This is a genomic window from Streptomyces sp. NPDC005774, assembly GCF_042871645.1.
In the GTDB taxonomy this organism is placed as follows: Bacteria; Actinomycetota; Actinomycetes; order Streptomycetales; family Streptomycetaceae; genus Streptomyces; species Streptomyces pratens.
On the sequence record NZ_JBIAIV010000016.1, the window covers coordinates 88,506 to 101,889 of the forward strand.

Annotated in this window: 13 protein-coding genes and 1 pseudogene; 3 read left to right on the top strand and 11 right to left on the bottom strand. The window is 71.2% G+C overall.

Annotation, left to right across the window (positions count from 1 at the left end; genetic code table 11):
• Positions 1–120: 120 nt before the first annotated feature.
• Complete coding sequence (locus ACFYQA_RS17185) at positions 121–2,109, top strand: N-acetylmuramoyl-L-alanine amidase (protein ID WP_388917857.1); 1,989 nt, start codon at positions 121–123, stop codon at positions 2,107–2,109.
• Between the two features lie 82 nt (positions 2,110–2,191).
• Here ACFYQA_RS17185 and ACFYQA_RS17190 read toward each other — a convergent pair whose 3' ends face one another.
• From ACFYQA_RS17190 to ACFYQA_RS17200, 3 genes are all read right to left on the bottom strand, one after another.
• A complete protein-coding gene (locus ACFYQA_RS17190) occupies positions 2,192–2,689 on the bottom strand; it encodes a hypothetical protein (RefSeq protein ID WP_388917860.1) in 498 nt (165 codons plus the stop codon).
• A gap of 152 nt (positions 2,690–2,841) precedes the next feature.
• The gene (locus ACFYQA_RS17195) at positions 2,842–3,780 is read right to left on the bottom strand and encodes a universal stress protein (protein WP_388917863.1); all 939 of its coding nucleotides are present in this window, start codon (positions 3,778–3,780) and stop codon (positions 2,842–2,844) included.
• Positions 3,781–3,961: 181 nt separating this feature from the next.
• A complete protein-coding gene (locus ACFYQA_RS17200; protein WP_332425356.1) occupies positions 3,962–4,204 on the bottom strand; it encodes a DUF397 domain-containing protein in 243 nt (80 codons plus the stop codon).
• A 316-nt stretch (positions 4,205–4,520) separates the two neighbouring features.
• On the opposite strand from ACFYQA_RS17200, the gene ACFYQA_RS17205 reads away from it, so the two are divergent.
• Together ACFYQA_RS17205 and ACFYQA_RS17210 are read left to right on the top strand one after the other, a co-directional pair.
• Entirely contained in the window at positions 4,521–6,365 is a 1,845-nt protein-coding gene (locus tag ACFYQA_RS17205) for a sulfatase (protein ID WP_388917866.1), read from the top strand.
• A gap of 174 nt (positions 6,366–6,539) precedes the next feature.
• Positions 6,540–7,337, top strand: a pseudogene (locus tag ACFYQA_RS17210) (AMP-binding protein); the annotation flags it as partial.
• 90 nt (positions 7,338–7,427) lie between these two features.
• Here ACFYQA_RS17210 and ACFYQA_RS17215 read toward each other — a convergent pair.
• The 8 genes from ACFYQA_RS17215 to ACFYQA_RS17250 all read right to left on the bottom strand — a co-directional run bounded on the left by ACFYQA_RS17215 (position 7,428) and on the right by ACFYQA_RS17250 (position 13,302).
• Entirely contained in the window at positions 7,428–8,324 is an 897-nt protein-coding gene (locus ACFYQA_RS17215) for a JmjC domain-containing protein (protein ID WP_388917869.1), read from the bottom strand.
• An 18-nt stretch (positions 8,325–8,342) separates the two neighbouring features.
• Positions 8,343–8,861, bottom strand: a complete 519-nt coding sequence (locus tag ACFYQA_RS17220; RefSeq protein ID WP_388917872.1) for a hypothetical protein — start codon at positions 8,859–8,861, stop codon at positions 8,343–8,345.
• Between the two features lie 72 nt (positions 8,862–8,933).
• Entirely contained in the window at positions 8,934–9,176 is a 243-nt protein-coding gene (locus ACFYQA_RS17225) for a DUF397 domain-containing protein (RefSeq protein WP_388917875.1), read from the bottom strand.
• A gap of 215 nt (positions 9,177–9,391) precedes the next feature.
• Positions 9,392–9,970 (bottom strand): hypothetical protein, encoded by a 579-nt coding sequence (locus ACFYQA_RS17230; RefSeq protein WP_388917878.1) that lies wholly within the window; start codon positions 9,968–9,970, stop codon positions 9,392–9,394.
• Between the two features lie 115 nt (positions 9,971–10,085).
• Positions 10,086–11,339 carry a helix-turn-helix domain-containing protein gene (locus tag ACFYQA_RS17235; protein WP_388917881.1) on the bottom strand — a complete coding sequence of 418 codons (1,254 nt, stop codon included), beginning with the start codon at positions 11,337–11,339 and terminating at the stop codon, positions 10,086–10,088.
• Positions 11,340–11,494: 155 nt separating this feature from the next.
• Positions 11,495–11,815: a hypothetical protein gene (locus ACFYQA_RS17240; RefSeq protein WP_388917883.1), complete on the bottom strand. Its 321-nt coding sequence runs from the start codon at positions 11,813–11,815 to the stop codon at positions 11,495–11,497.
• 26 nt (positions 11,816–11,841) lie between these two features.
• Positions 11,842–12,168 carry a hypothetical protein gene (locus ACFYQA_RS17245; protein WP_388917886.1) on the bottom strand — a complete coding sequence of 109 codons (327 nt, stop codon included), beginning with the start codon at positions 12,166–12,168 and terminating at the stop codon, positions 11,842–11,844.
• A gap of 21 nt (positions 12,169–12,189) precedes the next feature.
• Complete coding sequence (locus ACFYQA_RS17250) at positions 12,190–13,302, bottom strand: peptidoglycan-binding protein (RefSeq protein ID WP_388917889.1); 1,113 nt, start codon at positions 13,300–13,302, stop codon at positions 12,190–12,192.
• Positions 13,303–13,384 lie beyond the last annotated feature (82 nt).

The following is a 13,384-nucleotide window of genomic DNA, read 5'->3' on the forward strand; positions in this document are numbered from 1 at the left end:
ACCTCTCCTGGGCATGATTGACGGATCATCGGCCAGCCGGTAGCACAGACGTACCGAAGGCCCTCGTACGGCCCTGTGGCTCGTACGGACCGTCCCGCCCGATCGTCCCAGGAGACCGTGGTGCGAAGATCCCCCACCCGGCCCGGCCGTGCGCCGGTCGCCGGTGCCCGCCCTGCCCGCCGTACGGCCGGCGCCCTGGCAGCGGCGGCGCTCACGCTGCCGCTGCTCGGCGCGGCCCCGTCCGCTGCCCCACCGGATGCCGGCCCGGCCGACGGGGCCCGGCTGCAGGAAGCTTTCGGCGCCGCGGCCGCCGCGTACGAGGTGCCACGGAGCGTGCTGCTGGGCGTCTCCTACCTCCAGTCCCGCTGGGACACGCACGACGGCGCACCGAGTGTGACCGGCGGCTACGGTCCGATGCACCTCACGGACGCCCGCGCCGCGCTGGTGGCGACGTCGCATCACGACGAGGGGACGGAGGACCCCCGGGGTGACGACGCCCGGCCTGCGCTGCGTCCGGAGGCCCGTGCGCCGCGCACCGGGTCCCTCCCGGACCGGCTGGCCACCCTGCCGAGGGCGGCCGAGCTGACCGGGCTGAGCGCCGAGCGGCTGCGCGACGATCCGGCCGCGAACGTGGCGGGCGGTGCCGCGCTGCTGGCCGAGGCCCAGCGAGAGCTCGGCCGGGCGCCGAGCGAGGACCCGGCGGACTGGTACGGCGCGGTGGCCCGCTTCTCCGGCGCGGACGACACCGCCTCGGCGGCGGCGTACGCGGACGAGGTATACGGGGTGATCCTCGCCGGTGCGCACCGGGTCACGGACACGGGAGAGCCGGTCGTCCTGGCCTCCCGTCCGGGCCTCGCCCCGGACCGGTCGGCGTTGCCCGGCACCGGGCCGCGGACCGTGTCCGCCGGCTCCGCCACCGTCCCGGAGTGCCCCGCGACGGTGTCCTGCGAGTGGATCCCGGCGCCGTACGAGGAGTTCGGGGACGGCGACTACGGCAACCACGACCTGTCGGACCGTCCTGCCTCGCAGCCGATCCGGTACATCGTCGTTCATGACACCGAGGGCGCCTGGGAGGGTGTTCTCGCCATGGTGCAGGACCCCACCTATGTGTCGTGGCACTACAGTCTGCGCTCGACCGATGGTCACATCGCCCAGCATGTGAAGGCGAAGGACGTGGCCTGGCACGCAGGCAACTGGTACGTCAACGCCGGGTCGATCGGGCTGGAGCACGAGGGCTTCCTGTCGGAACCGGACGCCTGGTACACCGAGGCGATGTACCGTTCCTCGGCCCGTCTGGTGCGGTATCTCGCCAAGAAGTACGACATCCCTCTGGACCGGCAGCACATCCTCGGCCACGACACCGTGCCGGGTACGACCGCGGCGACCGTGCCCGGCATGCACACGGACCCCGGGCCCTACTGGGACTGGGCGCACTACTTCGAGCTGCTGGGCAGTCCGTTCGAGGCCACGGCCGGGAAGAACGGCGGCCTGGTGACGATCCGCCCCGCCTACGCCACCCACGGCCCGGTGTTCACGGGCTGCGAGACCGCGGGCGAGCCGTGCGCGGTGCACGGGTCCAGTGCGGTACGGCTGTACTCCGACCACGACGAGCAGTCCGCCCTGATCAGGGACATCGGCCTGGGTTCGAACCCGACGACCGGGGTGAACGACCTGTCCTCACGGGTATCGACCGGCCAGCAGTACGCGGTTGCCGACCGGTGGGGCGACTGGACCGCGATCTGGTACCTGGGACAGAAGGCCTGGTTCAGGAACCCGAAGCAGCAGCCCACCGCGGTGCCCGCCACGGGCCGGGTGGTGACCCCGAGGAAGGGCCTGGACTCCGTGCCGGTGTACGGGCGCGCGTACCCGGAGAAGGCCGCCTACCCGGAGGGGGTGCCCGCCCAGGACGTGTCCCCGCTGCCGTACACGCTGCAAAAGGGCCAGCAGTACGTCACCGGGGGCAAGGTACCCGGTGAGTACCTGTACGCGGTGACCTTCGACCGGTCCTCGCACCAGGTGGTCCGGGGCAAGGAGTTGTACCACCAGATCCAGTTCGGCCACCGGGTCGCGTTCGTGCGGGCGGCGGACGTGACGGTGAGAACGATGTAGCGGCGGCCGTCCCCGACGCTCGGTTCCGGCCCTCGCTCCCGGCCCTCGCTCCCGGTCGGGGAACGGGGCCGGCCCGGGCCGCTCAGCCCTGCTGGAACAGTTCGGCGGGCAGCGGCTTGAGGAGGGTGTACAGGTCGTCGGTGATGGGGCGGTCCCAGGCGGCGATGGTGACCAGCACATTGTCGCTGCGGTCGAACTGCACGCAGGAGATCCGGCTCTCGGAGAGCTTCACCCGGCGCACGATGAGCAGATTGTCGCCCTGCATCACGGGCACCTCCTCGGTGCCGACTACGGTCACCTCCTCGTCGTTCTCCAGCGCCAGCAGCAACTGTCCGACCTCGAAGGGGACCTCGCCCTCGGGAACCTCGCGGGCCGGGGAGCCCTCCGGCAGATTGCCGATGATCATCGCGGGGCCGCGGCCGCCGAACAGGTCGTAGCGCAGGAAGACGCCCTGGCAGGTGCCGTCGGGGGCGGGCAGCAGTCCGGCGCCCAGATTTCCGGGCCAGTCGCCCGGGTCCATGGCCAGGACGTCGAAGTCGGGCCCGGCGGGAGTGGCGCTGCGGCGGCGGAGGAACGACATGCCGCCATGGTACGTGCCCGGACCCGCGGGCGGACGGCCGGGCGACGTCCGCCACGCCCGCCCGGCCCTCCGTTGTCGTCGGCCCCACGGGCGGGCCCCTGGGAGACGGCCATGTGGACGGCCACGTGGAGGGCCCACAGCTTTTTGCGGGGCTACTCCTGCGGCGGCGCCGGCGCCGGGGGGACCACGGCGACGGGGCTCGCCGCGTGGAGCAGGACGGCCTGGGTGACGGAGCCCGTCATGCGGGCCGGTGCCAGCAGACGTCGCCGGTGGCGTCCCACGACGACCAGCCCGGCGCCCTCGGAGGCCGCGACCAGGTGCCCGGCGGCGTCCCCGGGCAGCGCCCGGATCCCGGCGGTGACCTCGGGGTGCCGTTCGCGGTGCGGGGCGAGGAAGCCGTCGGCCAGGATGCGGGTCTCGTGCTCGACGGCGCTCCGGTCGATCTGTGGCGCGGGCATCTCGCCCGGCAGCATCCAGGTCTGCAGGGGCCACGGGTAGGCGGCCAGGACGCCGAGCCCGGCACCGCGCAGGGCGGCCTCGCGGAAGGCGAAGGCGAGGGTGGCCTCGTCGGGACTGTCGACGTTCACGCCGACGACGACCCCGGGACCGGCCCCGGCGGCCCCGGGGTCGTCGTCAGCCCCGGCACCCTCGGCGGGCGTGCCGGTGTCCCGGCCGGGCCGGGGAACCACGACGACGGGGCATTCGGCATCCCGGGCCGCGGCAAGGGAGTTGGAGCCGAGCAGCAGGCTGGTGAAACCGCCGCGGCCTCGGGAGCCGAGCACCAGCAGTTGTGCCATGGCCCCCAGTTCGGGCAGAACGGCACCAGGGGCGCCGTCCAGGGCGACGAAGTCGACGGCGGGGAGGTCGGTCCGGTCCTCCAGCCGGCCGCGGACCAGACCGAGGACCGGGTCGTCCTCGGCCGTGGGAAGTCCGGCGGGCGCCGCGTCGGGCCGCCCCCAGAGAGCGTACTGACGTACATGCGCCACCCGCAGTGGGGCCTTGCGCCGGTGTGCGGCGTCGAGGGCCCACTCCAGGGCGCGCAGACTGTCGTCCGAGCCGTCGACCGCCGCGACAACCGGCTGGGTGCTCATGGGGTTCCTCGCTTCCGGACTACGGCGCTCGCTTTCCGGGGCCGGCCCGGCTCGGGCCCGGTCCCGGAAGAGTCTCCCTGGTCGTGTGTCCAGAAGATCGGCGGCAACACCTGTCCGGCCGGCCTTCCGCTCACCGGTCGGCAGGCCCCGGCGCGTACGCCCCGGGGCATGACCGCCCTGCTCACGTCAGGTCGAACTCCCCCTCCCGGGCTCCGGACACGAAGGCGCCCCATTCGGCCGGGGTGAAGATCAGGGAATGGCTCTGCGGGCGCCCACTGTTCCGCATGGCGATGAAGCCTTCCACGAAGGCGATCTGGACATCCCCCAGGCCTCGGCTGCTGGACTGCCACTGCGCGTTGCTCAGGTCCAGGTCCGGCTTGTCCCAGCCGGTGAGCGGTCGCTGCTGGGTGGTGCTTTCGGCCACGTCCGTGCTCCTCCCGATTTCCGTCGTCCGCGGCCAGCCTAGCGAGCGGTTCCGGCCGCCGACAGGTCATGTCAGGGGTGCCTTTCCGCGGGGGCGGCGCGGGTTCGGCACGGCACGGGCGCGGTGCGGGCGGGTCAGGAGGCGGAAGGCTCCTGAGGGCAGGCTCCGCACCACGGCTTCGGATCGCGTGTTTCGGGCGCGCACTTCGGGCCGCGCGATTGAACGCGGGATGACGTGTGAACGTACTGGTGGCGGCAGGCCCGTTCACGGGCCCGGTGTGCCATGCCCTCGCAGTACCGCACGGAAGGACCCCCGGGTGCAGCTCTTCACACGCTCCCGTCAGCTGTCGGACCCCACCGAGAGCGGAGCGGACCCGGACGACGGCCCGGCCGAAACCCCGGAGCACCCCGTCTCCTCCGCCGACACGCCCGAGCCTTCCGAGGAGACCCCCGACGGCCCGGCATCCACGCGACGGGACCGCTGGCGCCGCGACCACCCCCGCGCCGCCCGCGGTGTCACCATAGGGACGACCGTCCTGGCCGGAGCGCTGCTGCTGTTCGCGCTCCTCGTGCCGAACCGTGTGGAGCGGCTGGCCCCCGAGGCGTTCCTCCGCATCCCGGCCGAGGGTGTCCTGCTGGCGACGCTGCTGCTCGCGCTGCCGCCGAGGCCCCGGCGGATCACGGCGGTGGTCTCGGGCGCTCTGCTCGGTCTGCTCACCGTCCTGAAAATGGTGGACATGGGGTTCTACCAGGTGCTGGCCCGGCCGTTCGACCTGGTGCTCGACTGGATCCTGTTCGACGACGCGGCCGAGTTCGTCCGGGAGTCGTTCGGCCGGAGCGGGCAGATCCTCGCCGTGATCGGTGTGATCGTCCTGTTCGTCGCCCTGCTGGTGCTGATGACGCTGGCGGCGGTGCGGATCACGAACCTGATGGTCCGTCACCGTCCTGCAGCCGCCCGTACCACTCTGGTCCTCGGCGTCGTGTGGATCACCTGTGTCACCCTGGGCGTGCAGATCACCGGCGTCCCGCTCGCCACCAAGGGCACCGCGGAGATGCTGGGCAACCGCGCGGAGCAGGTGCGCGCGGGGCTCAGGGACGCACGGGTCTTCGAGCAGGAGGCCGCCGTCGACGCCTTCGCCGGCACTCCACCGGACCAGTTGTTCACCGGGCTGCGCGGCAAGGACGTCCTGTTCACCTTCATCGAGAGCTACGGCCGGGTCGCGATCGACGATCCGGCGATGGCGGAGCCGATCGACGCGGTACTGCAGGAGGGCACCGGCACCCTGAAGGCCGCCGGTTTCGAGTCGCGCAGCGGCTGGCTCAGGTCGCCGGTGACGGGCGCGGGCAGCTGGCTCGCCCACTCCACCTTCCTGTCCGGCCTGTGGATCAAGAACCAGCAGCGCTACCGCAGCCTCACCACCAGCGACCGCATGACCCTCACCAACTACTTCCGCAAGACCGGTGACTGGCGGACCGTCGGCATCGTGCCCGGGGTGCGGCGGGCGTGGCCGGAGGGCAAGTACTTCGGCCTGGACCACATCTACGACTCCGAACACCTCGGCTACCAGGGCCCGTACTTCAGCTGGACGCCGGTGCCCGACCAGTTCACCATGGAGGCCTTCGAGCGTCTGGAGCACGGCAGGAAGGACCGGCAGCCGATCATGGCGGAGATCATCCTCGCCTCCAGCCACAACCCGTGGTCCCCCAACGCCCGCATGATCGACTGGGACGACCTCGGCGACGGCTCCGTGTTCCACGAGATCAAGAAGGAGGGCACCGACCCCGCGGAGGTCTGGCAGGACCCGGAGAAGGTACGCACCGAGTACCGCAAGTCCATCGAGTACTCGCTGCGCAGCCTGATCGAGTGGATGGAGCGGTACGGCGACGAGGACACGGTCCTGGTCTTCCTCGGCGACCACCAGCCCGTCCCGACCGTCACCGCCGGCGACACCGGCAAGGATGTGCCGATCACGATCGTCGCCCGCGACGAGAAGGTCCTGGACCGGGTGGCCGACTGGAACTGGACCGACGGCCTCAAGCCCGCCCCCGACGCCCCGCGCTGGGGCATGGACGAGTTCCGCGACCGCTTCATGACGGCGTACGGGCCGCGGGGAGGAAAGCCCGACGACGGGAGCGTCGGCGTGTCCGGCGCCACCGGCTGAGCGGAGGCCTCCCGCCCCCGCTCCCCCTCTCACGGCACCCCGACACGCGGAAGAAGTGTGCCCGGGGCCTTGCCCCGGGCGGGGTCGGGCTGGATTACTGATGCCTGCGGAAGCGACCGAATGATCGGTCGCCCGCATCGGCATGATGGGTGCGAGGAGCGAGGGGAAATCCTGATGGCTCAGGCGGTGGACCTGCTCGACCCGGCGGAACGGTTCGGCCTGGAGGAGCTGCGGGCACTTCAGCTGGAGCGGCTGCGGTCCTCGTTGCGGCACGCCTACGACCATGTGCCGTTCTACCGGGCGTCCTTCGACGCGGCAGGCGTCCGCCCGGACGACTGTCGCTCCCTCGCCGACCTGTCCTGGTTCCCGTTCACCACCAAGGCGGACCTGCGGGAGAACTACCCGTACGGAATGTTCGCCGTGCCACGCGAACGGATCCGCCGACTGCACGCCTCCAGCGGGACCACCGGGCGCCCCACGGTGGTCGGCTACACCGAGGGCGACCTGTCCATGTGGGCGGACATGGTGGCCCGTTCGATCCGCGCGGCGGGCGGGCGGCCAGGGGACACGGTGCATGTGGGTTACGGCTACGGGCTGTTCACCGGCGGCCTGGGCGCCCACTACGGCGCCGAGCGGCTCGGCTGTACGGTGATCCCCGCCTCCGGCGGCATGACGGCCCGGCAGGTGCAGCTGATCCAGGACCTGAAGCCGGCAGTGATCATGGTGACGCCGTCCTACATGCTCACCCTGCTGGACGAGTTCGAGCGGCAGGGCGTCGATCCGCGCGGCACCTCCCTGCGCGTGGGGATCTTCGGCGCCGAGCCCTGGACGGAGCCGATGCGGCAGGAGATCGAAGAGCGGTTCGCGATCGACGCGGTCGACATATATGGACTGTCGGAGGTCATCGGACCGGGTGTCGCGCAGGAGTGCGTGGAGACCAAGGACGGGCTGCACATTTGGGAGGAGCAGTACGAGTAGACCCGTAGGTGGTACGCACTGAGAGGCCCCGCCCACCCGCCGAGGGACAGCGGATGGACGGGGCCAGCTTGAGGCTGGCAGAACTCAGGTGGTGTACTCCAGCTCGGTCACAGCCGCCTCACGGACCAGGCCCGCCATCTGGGCCATATCCAACCCGTCGAGGAACGCGATGAGCGCCCGCCTGGTCGTGCTCAGCCGGTCGGCAAGTACCGGCTGCTCCAGGTCTGCAGGCAGGACCACGCCTCGGAAGTCCGACTGTTCGATCGCCCGCGCGAGGAGCTGTTCAGCAAGCCACAGCGGAGTGCGCTCCCGGATGGCGAAGGTCAGGTGCAGGCTGGGCGCGTTGTGGTCCAGGGCGTGCGGGTTGTGGACCCAGCCGCGCGGCAGCAGGAGTGTCTGCCCGGCCTCCAGCTCGACTGTCATATCCGGCCCGGCCGCCTCCCACTGGGAGATGTACTCAGGGCGCCAGACGCGGAAGGACTCGTTGTACTCGCGCATCGGGGCGTCGACGGGCGGCTTCCACAACTGCCAGCTCTTGGTGCCGGCCACCTGCACGATGACAGCCATCTGCTGGTCCCAGTGGTGCAGCAACCCCTGCTCGCCTCCGGGCGTGAGGAAGGCGTGCATGTAGTTCGAGTGGCCAGTCTCCTGCTGGATGCCCTGCGAGATGCGGTGGAAGGCGGGCAGCCAACGCTGCATGTTCCCGAAGCGGATGGTGTAGCCCTGGTCCCGCAGCCGGCCTAGCTTGCCCGGGTCCGTACGGCCGTTCGTCAGGAACGCGGTCCGGTTGGAGGGACCGGCCTTGATGACGGCGATCTCATCAGGCGGCGCACAGCCTGTGTCGATCAGCTCGTTGAAGCAGGCCAGGCTCATGGCCTCGTCCACCTTGGTCCGCCCGCGCTCGTACACACGGGGTTCGTCGGGCCAGGTGGCCAGGAGGTCAGCCACCCCCTCCGGGGGCAGCAGCAAACGAAGCGACATGAGGGTGTCTCCTCGGGGTCACGAAGGCGGCAACGGACAGACAAGGTCCGGGTGATGGAGGTTCGGACAGCACACGACCGAGACGGAGAACAGGCCTCGAGACTGGGTGTAGTGAACCCAGCTGACGTCACCGCCCCGGGGGAGCGCATCGAGGGCGCAGGCGATCTTGGCATCCAGGCCTTCGTACGCCTGCAGGCCGTCGGAACGCTCGAACGGCGGAGTGCTCTGGTAGCGCTGCGTGAGCCAGTCGACAGCGTCTCTGGCGGTCGTCCAGGTTCGGGCGTGGGCGGCCTGCCCACGTTTCATCAACCAGTGCCCGCTCATCAGCGGGGGCACGCTGCCGGTGGCGAACTCCCCAGCTGCTTCCCGGTAGCGGGTGGCGTGGTCCGACTCAGAGGCAGGTTGGATGGTGTGCGCGGGCCGCCGGTTGCCCTCTTTGAAGTAGCTCTCGGGGGAGCCGGTCCAGGGGCCGAAGCCGTGCCAGTGACCGGCCCAATTCTGGCTGGTCAGCCTCGGCTGCTCGGGTGCGGTAATCATGAGTGTCCTTCCCGAACGGGCCGCCCCGCGACAGCGGGACGGCCCGTGGTGTACGTGCGGCGGGCGGTCAGCCTAGAGCGCCAGGCTCCGGCTGCGGGCCCACTCCAGCGCGAACGCGTCGAGCTCGGCACCGGTCATGCGCAGCTGGTGCCCGGCGCCCTCCGGCTTCGAGTCGCCGACGACGAACGCGTCCATGCCGGTGAGGGGTGCGGTGGTCATACAGGTCTCGTTGTCACCGCCCAGGTTTCCGCCGCACCACTTCCGTGCCGGGGCGTCGACGGCTGCGGGCAGCTCGTACAGGTTCGTCCTGTCCATATCTGACCTCCAATGTTTCCGCTTCTCGGAGAGGCGGTCTCCGCACCGTCGTGCACCCCGCCCCAGGGGCCACTGTGCTGTCCTGGGGCGGGGGGTATGGGGCGCCTAGGGCGCCGCCGGCAGGAGAAGTCAGCCGCAGTCGGCGATGCCCCAAACCAGCAGGCCCCCGAGCACGGCGAGGACGGCCAGGTACGCGATCAGCGGGAGGCGCCCCTTCACTCCGGCGCCTCCTCACTGACGGCGCGAGCGGCGGCGATCAGCCGGGCCACGCTGAGCGGCGCGCACAGGGTGCCGGCCGACGGCATCGACACCGACCAGTACGAGGCGTGGATGTCGTGGCCCGGCTCGAGCCGGTCGACGCGCGGCACTCCGAGGTAGAAGCCGCGGCCGAGGCATTCGACGTCGTCGTTCGCTGACCATTCCTCGGCCGCTTGGTGCCATGTGGCCGGCATGCTGGCCGGGACCAGCGCGTAATACTGCTCGTGCCGCGGGTCGCAGATCACGGGCCCCTCGAGTACCTCGTCGAGGAACGCGTCGGTGTGCTTGGACGGGGCGCGGCCGCCGGCCATCGTGACCACCAGTGAGGCGGGCAGGCGCACGGCGGACAGCAGCGTGCCCATGGGCAGCAGTGTCATGCCGGTGGTCCGCCACTCCTGCTGGGCCCGCTCCGGGGCCTTGTGGGCGGACGCGAGCCAGTGCTCGACGGCGAGGCGCCGGTCAGCGGTGGGGTGGACGAGCACCCCGAGGCCGGTCTCGACGGGCCGCAGGGCCCTGGGTTCGGGTAAGGCGGTCACAACAACTCCCCACGCCAGTGATCGGTTCGTTACTGACGGTAGGGCGATGTGAGGTGGGCAACAGGTACAGGTCCTACCCCCCTTGCAGGGGGTACTTTTCCTACCCCCTAAACGATCACAGCGGGAGGCCCAGCTCCACGGCCAGGGTCCGCGCGTCATCGCGCACCATCTGCGGGCCGGTCTTCACCAGCTCCGGCAGCACGCTCCGGGTGTGCAGGTTGAAGCGGATCGTCTCCACCGACTCCTTGTGCGCCTTGCCCAGCAGGGACACCGTGGCCACACTCTCGCCGAGCATGCCGTACGCCCGAGCCGTCTCGATCAGGTGATAGGAGCGGCGAGTCGCCGAGGGAATCCGCCGCAGCTCGAGAGCATCAGCGACCTCGACGGCCTTGGCCGGCTGCATCAGGTCGTTGTGAATCGTGATGGCGTAGCCGTCGACGATGCCCTGCCCGAAGATCAGCCAAGGGTGGGCGTAGGCCTTACCGAGCTTGCGCGCCGCCTGGTCGGCCTTGTCCCAGTACCGCCAGCAGTCCCCGGCCTGCCCCGTCTTCGCGTACGACAGGGCCACGGCGAGGTGCAGCAGCCCGCGGCGGGCGATGTGCTCGGGGTTGTCCTCGTCGCACAGCAGGGTGACCGCCTGCTCGGCCAGGTCGACGCGCGCCTCGGCGGCCTCGCCGGCGTCCCGGTGCACGTGGTTCATGTACCAGGCTGCGCCGGCGATCGCCTCGGGCCGGTCCGCTTCCTGCGCGGCCGTCATGGCCCGGTCGCCAGTCAGGGTGACCAGCTCCGGCGCAGGCTGGAAGGACAGATACAGCTGGGCGAGATGGTAGGACTCGGCGAGCGCGACCAGTGCGCGCCGGCGCTCGGCCCCTTCGAGGGTCCGGGCCGAGTGCTGAGCATCGGCGAGCAACTCCGGCACCAGGTGGGCGATGCGGGACCGGTTGCCCACCACCTCACGGCCCACGGGGTGCGCCTCGTCGCCGTCGTGCCACAGCTTCCACGCGGCCCGCACGCGGGCGGCGAGGACATCGGCAGGCTCCGGCTCCCGGTCGGACGGCCGCAGCTGGTAGGTGGTCAGGGCCTGCCTGATGGCGGGCAGATGAGTGTGCGCGGCCTTGGTGTACTTGGCGGCCGCGATCCGCTCGTCACCGATCAGCTCGGCGATGTCCTCGATACCCAGGGCGTGGGCGAGCCGGATGAGCTTGGGAAGTCGGGGCATGGCGATTCGGCCTGTCTCGATTGCTTTGACCCATTCCACTGACTGGTCGACGACGCTGGCCACGTAGGCGCGGGTCCGGCCCGTGCGCTCACGGGCGCGCTTCACGCGCTGGCCAAAGGTCAGGGTGGCGGGGGCAGACTGCTCGGGCATACTGGAGTCTCCGTTCTTTGGTCGCACTCAGAACGGTACGCCGAACGGCCCCCGATTTTCACGATCGGGGGCCGTCGTGCTACAGATGCCCGGCTCCGGCTGAGCACACAACGATGCCCCCTGCACGGCCACAACGGGCCGTGCAGGGGGCATCGTTACTGGTTGTCGTCGTTCGCCAGGTCGCGGGTGCGGCGGTCCACCCGGTTGACGGCATCACGCAGCGTCTGGCCGGAGTTCGGTTGCAGCTCGTGTTCCATCGAGGAGAGACGGCCCTCGATCTGGGTGAGCCGCGTCATGACCCCGGGCCGCTCCGGCACACCCGGCCTGGGCCCCACCCCGTTCCAGTCGTCCACGAAGTCGTCGAGGCGCTCGGCGATCCGGCGCACGCCACGGACAGCGCGCCAGGCCAGAGCCAGCACGCCGGCGATCGCCACCACTGCCAGGCTCCAGATCACCGCGGCGTCGATCGCGGGCACGCCGGTGCTGTCGCTTAGCCCCGCCGTCACCTCGGGTCCCCGTGGCCGCTGGCCCGTCGCAGCGCGTCGAGTGTGCCGGGCAGCTCGCGGTCGTAGACGCCGGGGCCGGTGTCGTAGGACGGCGGCCGCGCCCAGCCGAGGGCGACGCCGGCGAGCAGCTGCAGCGGCCGCCACGCGAGCCGTCCGGCGAGGACCTCGAGGCCGCGGAACCCGGCGTAGTACCCGGCGGTCAGTCCGGCGGTGGCGTAGGCGGTGATGATGCTGTCGTCGAGGTCCAGGCCGATGCGGGCGGCGAGGGCCAGGACCAGGCCGACGACGACTGGCACCAGGGTGCGCATGAGACTGGGGAACAAGTTCATCATGATGCCCTTTCATCAGGAGAGCAGCAGTTGCCAGGTGAGCGGGCCGGGGTAGCCGTCAGGGTCACCGGCCAGAGCGGGCGTGGCGCGTTGGAGGTCGGCGACGTTGCGGCGGGTGTGCTCGGTGAACCGGGGGCCCGCCTGGTAGCCGTCGCCGTCGTGGTACCGGGTGTAGCCCTTCCGGATCAGGCCGCCATCGAGGACGGTGACGGCAGGGTTGGTCTTGCCGAGGACGAACGCGGACCGGCCTGGGAACGGCGGCGCGGTCACGGTCTTCTCGGGCGTCCTGCCGGGCAGCTTGCCGAGCAGCTGCTGCAGACTCACCTCGCCCGGCACGCCGTCGGCGTCCTGGTGCGGGGCCGTACCGGTGTAGCCCATGGCCAGCTGGAACTCCCGGTAGTTGAGGGTGTCGGCGTCGGTCCACTCGGGCCCGGGCCCGACCTTGTAGTGCCGGCCGAACCCCCCGTCGACGAGGGCCTCGCCCACCGCGGTGACGTGCGTGCCCTTCGCGCCGTACCCGTACGCCAGACCGCTGATCTTCACCTGGTAGCGGGCGACGCCACCGGCGCTCGGCACCTCGACGCTGCCGCCGGTCTGCGGGCCGGTGCCGTCCGGCCGCTTGGCACCGGCCTGTACCCATGCGTACAGCGGGTCACCCGGGCAGGCGGTGGGGTGGCCGTCGCGGTGGCCACGCACCCGGGCGCCGGCCTTGCCCGCGTTCTGCAGCCACGTGATGGCGTCGACGATCCCGTCGAGCATGGCGTCCGGCGGGAGGACCAGGCCGGACGCGCCGAGCATCGCGCACACCGCGTAGTCGGCAGCGTTAAGTGCCGACGTGCCGTTCGCGCCGGTGCGGCGGTGCGGGCCGCGCCCCTCGTACACCGTGCCGTGCGGGCAGACGACCGCGTTGTAGGCGATGTCGCTGTAGTCCTCGGTCGGGTGGTTCAGGTGGCTGGCCTGCAGGTCCCGCATACGGCCGGCGCACGTGCTGTGTGCGTCGGCGGCCGCCAGGGACTTGGGCACGTACGTGCCCTCGTAATGCGCCTTCACGCCGCCGGTGCTGGCAATGTAGGCGAGGTCGTAACGGGACGGGCGCGCGCCCCAGTTGACGCGGGTCACCAGCTTCATGGGTTCTCCCAGGGCATAGAGCGGCCCCGGGCCAACGGCCCGGGGCTGGTAAGGGAACTCGAGGGGTGACGGCCATCGGGCC

What these genes read in the sequence shown, in the direction of transcription:
- ACFYQA_RS17190 (WP_388917860.1), bottom strand. Translation starts at nt 2,689, where the DNA reads ATGTCGTTCCTCCGCCGCCGCAGCGCCACTCCCGCCGGGCCCGACTTC.
- ACFYQA_RS17195 (WP_388917863.1), bottom strand. Translation starts at nt 3,780, where the DNA reads ATGAGCACCCAGCCGGTTGTCGCGGCGGTCGACGGCTCGGACGACAGT.
- ACFYQA_RS17215 (WP_388917869.1), bottom strand. Translation starts at nt 8,324, where the DNA reads ATGTCGCTTCGTTTGCTGCTGCCCCCGGAGGGGGTGGCTGACCTCCTG.
- ACFYQA_RS17220 (WP_388917872.1), bottom strand. Translation starts at nt 8,861, where the DNA reads ATGATTACCGCACCCGAGCAGCCGAGGCTGACCAGCCAGAATTGGGCC.
- ACFYQA_RS17225 (WP_388917875.1), bottom strand. Translation starts at nt 9,176, where the DNA reads ATGGACAGGACGAACCTGTACGAGCTGCCCGCAGCCGTCGACGCCCCG.
- ACFYQA_RS17235 (WP_388917881.1), bottom strand. Translation starts at nt 11,339, where the DNA reads ATGCCCGAGCAGTCTGCCCCCGCCACCCTGACCTTTGGCCAGCGCGTG.
- ACFYQA_RS17250 (WP_388917889.1), bottom strand. Translation starts at nt 13,302, where the DNA reads ATGAAGCTGGTGACCCGCGTCAACTGGGGCGCGCGCCCGTCCCGTTAC.